General features: G+C 51.5%; 8 protein-coding genes and 1 CRISPR repeat array. Of the genes, 6 read left to right on the plus strand and 2 right to left on the minus strand.

The genetic code is table 11. The features are described 5' to 3' along the window. The first annotated feature begins 3 nt into the window (after positions 1 to 3). Positions 4 to 1662 carry an ATP-dependent endonuclease gene (locus tag A1WG_RS04995; protein WP_000599821.1) on the plus strand — a complete coding sequence of 553 codons (1659 nt, stop codon included), beginning with the start codon at positions 4 to 6 and terminating at the stop codon, positions 1660 to 1662. On the opposite strand, the gene A1WG_RS04990 is transcribed toward A1WG_RS04995, so the two are convergent. After that, positions 1659 to 2609: a VirK/YbjX family protein gene (locus tag A1WG_RS04990; RefSeq protein ID WP_133115475.1), complete on the minus strand. Its 951-nt coding sequence runs from the start codon at positions 2607 to 2609 to the stop codon at positions 1659 to 1661. The genes A1WG_RS04995 and A1WG_RS04990 overlap by 4 nt on opposite strands. A 158-nt stretch (positions 2610 to 2767) precedes the next feature. On the opposite strand from A1WG_RS04990, the gene macA reads away from it, so the two are divergent. After that, positions 2768 to 3883 carry a macrolide transporter subunit MacA gene (macA, locus tag A1WG_RS04985; RefSeq protein ID WP_000747340.1) on the plus strand — a complete coding sequence of 372 codons (1116 nt, stop codon included), beginning with the start codon at positions 2768 to 2770 and terminating at the stop codon, positions 3881 to 3883. Then, on the plus strand, positions 3880 to 5826 hold the full coding sequence (gene macB, locus A1WG_RS04980; protein WP_001516087.1) for a macrolide ABC transporter ATP-binding protein/permease MacB: 1947 nt from the start codon (positions 3880 to 3882) through the stop codon (positions 5824 to 5826). The genes macA and macB overlap by 4 nt, the downstream gene beginning before the upstream one ends. 72 nt (positions 5827 to 5898) lie before the next feature. Here macB and cspD read toward each other — a convergent pair whose 3' ends face one another. Further along, the gene (gene cspD / locus A1WG_RS04975) at positions 5899 to 6123 is read right to left on the minus strand and encodes a cold shock-like protein CspD (RefSeq protein WP_000410785.1); all 225 of its coding nucleotides are present in this window, start codon (positions 6121 to 6123) and stop codon (positions 5899 to 5901) included. 149 nt (positions 6124 to 6272) lie between these two features. Between cspD and A1WG_RS25000 the strand changes: the two genes are divergently transcribed. From A1WG_RS25000 to clpA, 3 genes are all read left to right on the plus strand, one after another. Continuing rightward, positions 6273 to 6347, plus strand: coding sequence for a hypothetical protein (locus A1WG_RS25000; RefSeq protein ID WP_212741843.1), 75 nt, complete (start codon positions 6273 to 6275; stop codon positions 6345 to 6347). A gap of 98 nt (positions 6348 to 6445) precedes the next feature. After that, complete coding sequence (clpS, locus tag A1WG_RS04970; RefSeq protein ID WP_000520777.1) at positions 6446 to 6766, plus strand: ATP-dependent Clp protease adapter ClpS; 321 nt, start codon at positions 6446 to 6448, stop codon at positions 6764 to 6766. Positions 6767 to 6796: 30 nt separating this feature from the next. After that, complete coding sequence (gene clpA, locus A1WG_RS04965; protein ID WP_000934071.1) at positions 6797 to 9073, plus strand: ATP-dependent Clp protease ATP-binding subunit ClpA; 2277 nt, start codon at positions 6797 to 6799, stop codon at positions 9071 to 9073. 224 nt (positions 9074 to 9297) lie between these two features. Next, positions 9298 to 9626: direct repeats of the CRISPR family, unit length 28 nt; unit sequence GTTCACTGCCGTACAGGCAGCTTAGAAA. Positions 9627 to 9633 lie beyond the last annotated feature (7 nt).

A 9633-nucleotide genomic window follows, 5' to 3' on the forward strand; every position in this document is an offset into this window, starting at 1 on the left:
GATATGATTCTTGAGCGCGTTGAAATTGTGGGCTTTCGTGGTATCAACCGACTATCGTTGATGCTGGAACAAAACAACGTCCTGATTGGGGAGAACGCGTGGGGTAAATCCAGTTTGCTGGATGCGCTAACCCTACTGCTATCGCCAGAATCAGATCTCTACCATTTTGAACGCGACGATTTCTGGTTTCCGCCGGGCGATATCAATGGCCGGGAACACCATCTGCATATCATTCTGACCTTTCGTGAATCGCTGCCAGGGCGGCATCGTGTTCGCCGTTATCGCCCACTTGAAACATGCTGGACGCCGTGCGTCGATGGTTATCACCGCATTTTTTATCGTCTGGAAGGGGAGTGTGCGGAAGATGGCAGCGTGATGACGCTGCGCAGTTTTCTTGATAAAGACGGGCATCCGATTGAGGTTGATGATATTAACGATCAGGCGCGTCATCTGGTGCGGTTGATGCCTGTTCTGCGCTTGCGTGATGCCCGCTTTATGCGCCGTATTCGCAACGGAACTGTACCAAATGTGCCCAATGTGGAAGTTACCGCGCGCCAGTTGGATTTTCTTGCCCGTGAATTATCCTCACATCCACAAAATCTTACTGACGGGCAGATTCGTCAGGGGCTTTCGGCAATGGTGCAACTGCTTGAGCATTATTTTTCGGAGCAGGGAGCCGGGCAGGCGAGATACCGCTTAATGCGGCGGCGGGCCAGCAATGAGCAACGGAGCTGGCGTTATCTGGATATCATCAACCGGATGATTGACCGGCCTGGAGGTCGTTCGTATCGGGTTATTTTGCTTGGGCTATTTGCGACTTTGCTACAGGCAAAAGGCACATTGCGGCTGGATAAAGACGCGCGTCCGTTATTGTTGATAGAAGATCCGGAAACGCGCCTGCATCCGATTATGCTTTCAGTCGCCTGGCATCTGTTGAACCTTCTGCCATTGCAGCGTATTGCTACCACCAACTCTGGCGAGCTGCTTTCGTTAACGCCGGTAGAGCATGTTTGCCGTCTGGTGCGTGAATCTTCTCGCGTTGCCGCATGGCGTCTGGGGCCGAGTGGCTTGAGTACCGAAGATAGCCGACGCATATCCTTTCACATTCGTTTTAACCGTCCGTCATCGCTGTTTGCCCGTTGTTGGTTGCTGGTGGAAGGGGAAACAGAAACCTGGGTTATTAACGAACTGGCGCGCCAGTGTGGGCATCATTTTGATGCTGAAGGGATCAAGGTCATTGAATTTGCCCAGTCAGGATTAAAACCGCTGGTTAAATTTGCCCGCCGGATGGGGATTGAGTGGCATGTGCTGGTCGATGGCGATGAAGCCGGGAAGAAGTATGCCGCTACGGTGCGCAGCCTGTTGAATAACGATCGGGAAGCTGAACGAGAGCATTTAACGGCATTACCGGCGCTGGATATGGAGCATTTTATGTATCGCCAGGGATTTTCCGATGTATTCCATCGCGTGGCGCAAATCCCGGAAAATGTACCGATGAATCTGCGCAAAATTATCTCGAAGGCGATCCATCGCTCTTCCAAACCCGATCTCGCCATTGAGGTTGCAATGGAGGCCGGACGCCGTGGTGTGGAGTCCGTACCGGCATTGCTGAAAAAAATGTTCTCGCGCGTGCTGTGGCTGGCGCGCGGTCGGGCAGATTAACCGCGAAACATCGTTGCCATCTGTGGCTGAATAGCGTCGAGCATCTCATAGCGGCGACGGTATTCAGCTCGTTTTTTACTGGCTATTTCAGCAACTTCTTTTCGTACTATCTGACCAGGAAGTCGGTAATGCCGTTCGGCATCGCATTCGCCGCCAACCGACTCCCAGAACGCGTTATAGTCCGCATGGATTTTTCCTTCTTTATCGCGATAGCGCAGGCTGCGATAAATATGCGTTTCATTGCTGACGGCAATAATCTGCTCAACCTGTAAGCGTTGGGCAAAGAGACAGACCGCTTCCATCACCAGACGTTTTGGAAACAGACCGTGGCAGGCTTTCGTCGCATTCTGGATTTCCTGGTGCGGAATTTCCCATTTCGCGCCTTGCAGTCCACCAATAAACAGCGTTCTTTTTCCCTGGTACTCACACAGAGTGAAGGTGATCTCTGCCAGAGGGATGCCCTCGCTGTTACGGAACAGGATCGTGCTGTCACCTTCTTTATCCATTGAGATCATCATGGTCAGTTCAAGCGTGAACTGCTCGCCGTTTTTTCCTTCCAGCTTCGCCAGTTGCAGCCCGGGGGTATTCAAATATAAGCTGAATTCTTCCGCCGACATGCAGGCACGCAGCAATGCATAATGGTAACGTAACGCCTCCAGTAATTGTTTGCGGTTAAGATTGGCGGCAAGGTAAGGGCGATGCAGACGAACAGGCAGTCGCGGCTGGCGTGTTAACAGCGTATTGAGGTTCGGCCAGTGGGATAGTTCGTTCATCCACTCAATGCTTAAACGCGGCATAATCAAAGAGCGCAGCAAAAATTTCTGGCGAAAGCTACGGCGATGCCAGAATTTACCTGGTCGCCACTGGCCACCAGCCAGACTAAGGAAAAGAGACATGCTGCTAAGAGATTCAGATGGCGTAAAAGCCCGTTCAGTAAGTTGTGACATATTCACAAAATCAATGATTATACATAGCGTCGATTTCACCATCGGAAATCTTAACCAAACATCAATAATGTGATTACTAACGGAAATTTTAGGGTTTTGTTGATATTTTGTTGATGTTAACAACGCCCGGATGCGCGTATGGAGTACTCAATATATTTATGAAAAAGCGAAGAAACATTAAGAAGCGTTACGTTATTGCGCTGGTGATAGTCATTGCCGGGTTGGTTGCATTGTGGAAAATTCTCAATGCGCCGGTGCCAACTTATCAGACATTGATAGTGCGCCCCGGTGATTTGCAGCAAAGCGTGCTGGCGACCGGAAAGCTCGACGCGTTGCGTAAAGTTGATGTTGGCGCGCAGGTCAGCGGTCAGTTGAAAACGCTGTCGGTGGCGATTGGCGATAAAGTGAAAAAAGATCAGCTTTTAGGCGTTATTGATCCAGAACAGGCTGAAAACCAGATCAAGGAAGTGGAAGCGACGCTGATGGAGCTGCGCGCACAACGTCAGCAGGCGGAAGCAGAACTGAAACTGGCTCGGGTGACATACTCTCGCCAGCAACGACTGGCGCAAACGCAGGCCGTTTCACAGCAGGATCTCGACACTGCTGCGACTGAAATGGCTGTTAAACAGGCGCAGATTGGCACCATTGATGCGCAAATCAAACGCAATCAGGCCTCTCTCGACACAGCTAAAACTAATCTCGATTACACCCGCATCGTTGCTCCGATGGCCGGGGAAGTCACGCAAATCACTACCCTGCAAGGGCAGACGGTGATTGCCGCACAACAAGCGCCGAACATTTTGACGCTGGCAGATATGAGTACCATGCTGGTAAAAGCGCAGGTTTCTGAAGCGGATGTTATCCACCTGAAGCCGGGGCAAAAAGCCTGGTTTACGGTGCTTGGCGATCCGCTGACGCGCTATGAAGGGCAGATTAAAGATGTGTTGCCAACACCGGAAAAGGTCAACGACGCTATTTTCTATTACGCCCGTTTTGAAGTACCAAACCCCGATGGTCTGTTGCGGCTGGATATGACTGCACAGGTGCACATTCAGCTCACTGATGTGAAAAACGTGCTGACAATCCCACTGTCGGCGTTAGGCGATCCGGTTGGCGATAACCGCTATAAGATCAAACTGCTACGTAATGGAGAAACGCGCGAGCGTGAAGTAACGATTGGCGCACGTAACGATACCGATGTTGAGATTGTCAAAGGGCTGGAAGTGGGCGAAGAAGTGGTGATTGGTGAGGCCAAACCAGGAGCTGCGCAATGACGCCTTTGCTCGAATTGAAGGATATTCGCCGTAGCTATCCCGCGGGAGATGAGCAGGTTGAGGTGCTGAAGGGGATCACTCTGGATATTTATGCCGGAGAGATGGTGGCGATTGTCGGCGCTTCGGGTTCCGGTAAATCGACCCTGATGAATGTCCTCGGCTGCCTGGATAAAGCCACAAGCGGCACCTATCGCGTCGCCGGTCAGGATGTTGCCACGCTGGACGCCGATGCGCTGGCGCAGCTCCGTCGCGAGCATTTTGGCTTTATTTTCCAGCGTTACCACCTGCTTTCGCATTTAACCGCCGAGCAGAACGTTGAAGTTCCCGCCGTCTATGCTGGCCTTGAGCGTAAACAGCGACTGCTGCGCGCCCGGCAATTACTGCAACGACTGGGGCTGGAAGAGCGCGCAGAGTATTACCCTGCTCAGCTTTCCGGTGGTCAACAACAGCGAGTCAGTATCGCCCGCGCGTTGATGAACGGTGGGCAGGTGATCCTCGCTGATGAACCGACAGGCGCGCTGGACAGCCATTCCGGTGAAGAGGTGATGACTGTCCTGCATCAGTTGCGCGATCGCGGGCACACGGTGATTATCGTCACTCATGATCCGCAGGTTGCCGCCCAGGCAGAGCGGGTGATCGAAATTCACGACGGCGAAATCGTGCGTAATCCACCTGCTATTGAAAAAAATACTGCTGCAGCCAACAGCGAACCGGGTGTCAAAACGGCGTCTGGCTGGTGGCAGTTCGTCAGCGGTTTTAACGAGGCGCTGACGATGGCGTGGCGCGCGCTGGCAGCCAATAAAATGCGTACTTTACTGACCATGCTGGGGATTATTATCGGTATTGCGTCGGTGGTATCTATTGTCGTGGTGGGCGACGCGGCTAAACAAATGGTACTGGCGGATATTCGTTCTATTGGTACTAATACTATTGATGTCTATCCCGGGAAAGATTTTGGCGATGACGATCCGCAATATCAGCAGGCGCTGAAGTACGACGATTTAATCGCCATTCAAAAACAACCGTGGGTCGCTTCTGCCACACCCGCCGTCTCGCAAAACCTGCGCCTGCGTTATAACAATGTTGATGTTGCTGCCAGCGCCAACGGCGTAAGCGGGGACTATTTTAATGTTTATGGTATGAGTTTCAGCGAAGGGAACACCTTTAATCAGGAGCAACTGAATGGTCGCGCGCAGGTAGTTGTTCTCGACAGTAATACCCGCCGTCAGCTTTTTCCGCATAAAGCGGATGTGGTTGGCGAGGTGATTCTTGTCGGTAATATGCCAGCGAGGGTCATCGGCGTGGCGGAAGAGAAACAGTCGATGTTTGGCAGTAGTAAAGTGCTGCGCGTGTGGTTGCCTTACAGCACCATGTCCGGGCGGGTTATGGGGCAGTCGTGGCTTAACTCCATTACCGTAAGAGTGAAAGAAGGCTTTGACAGCGCTGAAGCTGAACAGCAACTCACCCGTTTGTTGTCGCTGCGCCACGGCAAAAAGGATTTCTTCACCTGGAACATGGACGGTGTCTTGAAAACGGTCGAAAAGACCACACGTACTTTACAACTGTTTCTGACACTGGTGGCGGTGATTTCGCTGGTGGTGGGCGGCATTGGCGTCATGAATATTATGCTGGTATCGGTGACAGAGCGGACGCGGGAAATTGGTATCCGCATGGCCGTGGGCGCGCGCGCCAGCGATGTGTTGCAACAATTTCTGATTGAAGCCGTGCTGGTTTGTCTGGTGGGTGGTGCGCTGGGGATAACGCTGTCACTGTTAATCGCTTTCACATTGCAGCTTTTTTTACCCGGTTGGGAAATTGGTTTTTCTCCGCTGGCACTGCTACTGGCGTTTCTTTGTTCAACCGTTACCGGGATTTTATTTGGCTGGCTGCCTGCGCGAAATGCGGCAAAACTGGATCCAGTGGATGCTCTGGCACGGGAGTAATATTTGAGATAAAAATGCCAGCCGATCGGGCTGGCATTTTGCCTGTAGGATGTACACAATGAGACAGAAGAGCTATGCGACTGCAGCTTCTACTTCGACGGGCACAATGACACTGGCATGATTGCCTTTTGGCCCCTGGTGGACATCAAACTGAACGGATTGCCCAGCTTTTAGCGTTCTGTAACCATCCATCTGGATGGTGGAATAATGAGCGAAAATATCTTCGCCGCCGCCTTCAGGGCAGATGAAACCAAACCCTTTGGCATTGTTGAACCACTTAACAGTACCCTTTTCCATGCTTCGACATCCTTCGCAAATCTTATACAAGTAAGATGGAATAAACCGGGGTCAGAGAGGGAGCTGTTCAAAACCTCGCCAACTCTAGAAATACAATTTAGAGAAATAGGGCGAGTCGTCAAGCGTTTGACAGTGGCCTGGGGGTAGGTATGCATCAAAAATTTGAAGCAGTTAACGCTATTGACAGTAATGTGACTGATGTCGCTGATGCCAACGATAGATGATAATTATCTATTATGTGGAGTAGATTGGTCAGGCAAATAAGCTCTTGTCAGCGGCAGAGCGTTCTGCCGATAACCGTAACCGAAGATGATAACTGACAATGGGTAAAACGAACGACTGGCTGGACTTTGATCAACTGGCGGAAGAAAAAGTGCGTGACGCGCTAAAACCGCCATCTATGTATAAAGTGATATTAGTCAATGATGATTACACTCCGATGGAGTTTGTTATTGACGTGTTACAAAAATTCTTTTCTTATGATGTAGAACGTGCAACGCAATTGATGCTCGCTGTTCACTACCAGGGGAAGGCCATTTGCGGAATCTTTACCGCCGAGGTTGCAGAAACCAAAGTGGCGATGGTGAACAAGTACGCAAGGGAGAACGAGCATCCATTGCTGTGTACGCTGGAAAAAGCCTGAATGCAGGCATAAAAATTGGGGGAGGTGCCTATGCTCAATCAAGAACTGGAACTCAGTTTAAACATGGCTTTCGCCAGAGCGCGCGAGCACCGTCATGAGTTTATGACCGTCGAGCACTTGTTACTGGCATTGCTCAGTAACCCGTCGGCTCGGGAGGCGCTGGAAGCATGTTCCGTGGATCTGGTGGCGCTCCGTCAGGAACTGGAAGCCTTTATTGAACAAACCACACCCGTTCTGCCTGCCAGTGAAGAGGAGCGTGACACGCAGCCGACGCTGAGTTTTCAGCGTGTACTGCAACGTGCGGTCTTCCATGTTCAGTCCTCCGGTCGCAGTGAGGTTACCGGTGCGAATGTTCTGGTTGCTATCTTTAGCGAACAGGAGTCACAGGCTGCCTATCTGTTGCGCAAACATGAAGTCAGCCGTCTTGATGTGGTGAACTTTATTTCTCATGGCACGCGTAAAGACGAGCCATCTCAGTCTTCTGAACCAGGAAACCAGCCCGGCAGTGAAGAACAAGCTGGTGGGGAGGATCGTATGGAGAATTTCACGACGAACCTGAACCAGCTTGCGCGCGTGGGAGGAATCGACCCGCTGATTGGTCGTGAGAAGGAGCTGGAGCGCGCCATTCAGGTTCTCTGTCGCCGCCGTAAAAACAACCCACTGCTGGTTGGCGAGTCTGGCGTTGGTAAAACTGCGATTGCGGAAGGTCTCGCCTGGCGTATTGTCCAGGGCGATGTACCGGAAGTGATGGCTGACTGTACGATTTACTCTCTGGATATCGGTTCCCTGTTAGCGGGAACTAAATATCGCGGCGACTTTGAAAAACGTTTCAAAGCGTTGCTCAAACAGTTGGAGCAGGATACCAACAGCATCCTGTTTATCGATGAGATCCACACCATCATCGGCGCAGGCGCAGCTTCTGGCGGTCAGGTGGATGCGGCTAACCTGATTAAACCACTGCTCTCCAGCGGTAAAATTCGCGTTATAGGTTCGACGACGTATCAGGAGTTCAGCAACATTTTCGAGAAAGATCGTGCTCTGGCGCGTCGCTTCCAGAAAATCGATATTACTGAACCGTCGATCGAAGAAACCGTTCAAATCATCAACGGTTTGAAACCGAAGTATGAAGCGCACCACGACGTGCGTTATACCGCGAAAGCGGTGCGTGCGGCGGTAGAACTGGCGGTGAAATATATTAACGATCGTCATCTGCCGGACAAAGCGATTGACGTTATCGACGAAGCGGGCGCTCGCGCACGTCTGATGCCGGTAAGCAAGCGCAAGAAAACGGTCAATGTGGCGGATATTGAGTCCGTGGTGGCGCGTATCGCACGTATCCCAGAGAAGAGTGTTTCTCAGAGTGACCGCGATACTCTGAAAAACCTCAGTGATCGCCTGAAAATGCTGGTCTTCGGTCAGGATAAAGCCATTGAGGCGCTTACCGAAGCCATCAAGATGGCGCGTGCGGGTTTAGGCCACGAACATAAACCGGTCGGTTCGTTCCTGTTTGCTGGTCCAACCGGGGTCGGCAAAACTGAGGTCACGGTGCAGCTTTCCAAAGCCCTCGGCATTGAGCTTCTGCGCTTTGATATGTCCGAGTATATGGAACGTCACACTGTCAGCCGCCTGATTGGTGCGCCTCCGGGATACGTCGGTTTTGATCAGGGGGGGCTGCTGACCGATGCGGTCATCAAGCATCCGCACTCGGTGCTGCTGCTGGACGAAATCGAGAAAGCGCATCCGGACGTGTTCAATATCCTGTTGCAGGTGATGGACAACGGCACGCTGACCGATAACAACGGACGCAAGGCCGATTTCCGTAACGTGGTGCTGGTGATGACTACCAACGCCGGGGTACGTGAAACCGAGCGTAAATCGATTGGGCTTATCCACCAGGATAACAGCACCGATGCGATGGAAGAGATCAAAAAGATCTTTACGCCAGAGTTTCGTAACCGTCTCGACAATATTATCTGGTTCGATCATCTCTCAACCGACGTGATCCATCAGGTGGTTGATAAATTCATTGTCGAGTTGCAGGTTCAACTGGATCAGAAAGGTGTTTCTCTGGAAGTGAGCCAGGAAGCACGTAACTGGCTGGCTGAGAAAGGTTACGACCGGGCAATGGGCGCACGTCCGATGGCTCGCGTCATCCAGGACAACCTGAAGAAACCGCTCGCTAACGAACTGCTGTTTGGCTCGCTGGTGGATGGCGGTCAGGTCACTGTTGCGCTGGATAAAGAGAAAAATGAGCTGACCTACGGGTTCCAGAGTGCACAAAAGCACAAAGCGGAAGCAGCGCATTAATCTGGGGTCGTGAAGCCTTTTAAGTAGGTTGATAAAGTCCGTAATCTCGTAAGAGGTTACGGATTTTTTTGTTTGTGAGGTGGGGCGGTAAAAACCCTATTTTTGAGGGCGAAGGTAATTTATTGATAATTAATGCTGCTGGAAGGCAAGGATAAAAAAGGGGCTGGACAAGGAATTTTGCTGGTTTCGCTTTATTAACAATGGGCTAAGCGTGTAGTATTTGAGTTCACTGCCGTACAGGCAGCTTAGAAATTGCACCATTCTGGTGTTGCAAACGGTTTATTGTTCACTGCCGTACAGGCAGCTTAGAAAAGAGACAATGCCGGACATACAGACACGGGAACGTTCACTGCCGTACAGGCAGCTTAGAAAGCTCGCACCACCAGCGCCACCACCCACACCGATGTTCACTGCCGTACAGGCAGCTTAGAAAGAGATGTTCCCCTGGCGGCACCCGGTTTTATAGTTCACTGCCGTACAGGCAGCTTAGAAATGGTGAAAAACTTTCCCCTCGGCCTGCCAGTAGTTCACTGCCGTACAGGCAGCTTAGAAATCAACCG

The sequence above is a fragment of the Escherichia sp. KTE96 genome, from assembly GCF_000408525.1.
Taxonomy (GTDB): domain Bacteria; phylum Pseudomonadota; class Gammaproteobacteria; order Enterobacterales; family Enterobacteriaceae; genus Escherichia; species Escherichia marmotae.

Bases quoted from the DNA above. Each gene is read 5' to 3' on its own strand.
- macB (WP_001516087.1), top strand. From the start codon at position 3,880: ATGACGCCTTTGCTCGAATTGAAGGATATTCGCCGTAGCTATCCCGCG.
- clpA (WP_000934071.1), top strand. From the start codon at position 6,797: ATGCTCAATCAAGAACTGGAACTCAGTTTAAACATGGCTTTCGCCAGA.
- cspD (WP_000410785.1), bottom strand. From the start codon at position 6,123: ATGGAAAAGGGTACTGTTAAGTGGTTCAACAATGCCAAAGGGTTTGGT.
- A1WG_RS04990 (WP_133115475.1), bottom strand. From the start codon at position 2,609: ATGTCACAACTTACTGAACGGGCTTTTACGCCATCTGAATCTCTTAGC.
- A1WG_RS04995 (WP_000599821.1), top strand. From the start codon at position 4: ATGATTCTTGAGCGCGTTGAAATTGTGGGCTTTCGTGGTATCAACCGA.
- clpS (WP_000520777.1), top strand. From the start codon at position 6,446: ATGGGTAAAACGAACGACTGGCTGGACTTTGATCAACTGGCGGAAGAA.
- macA (WP_000747340.1), top strand. From the start codon at position 2,768: ATGAAAAAGCGAAGAAACATTAAGAAGCGTTACGTTATTGCGCTGGTG.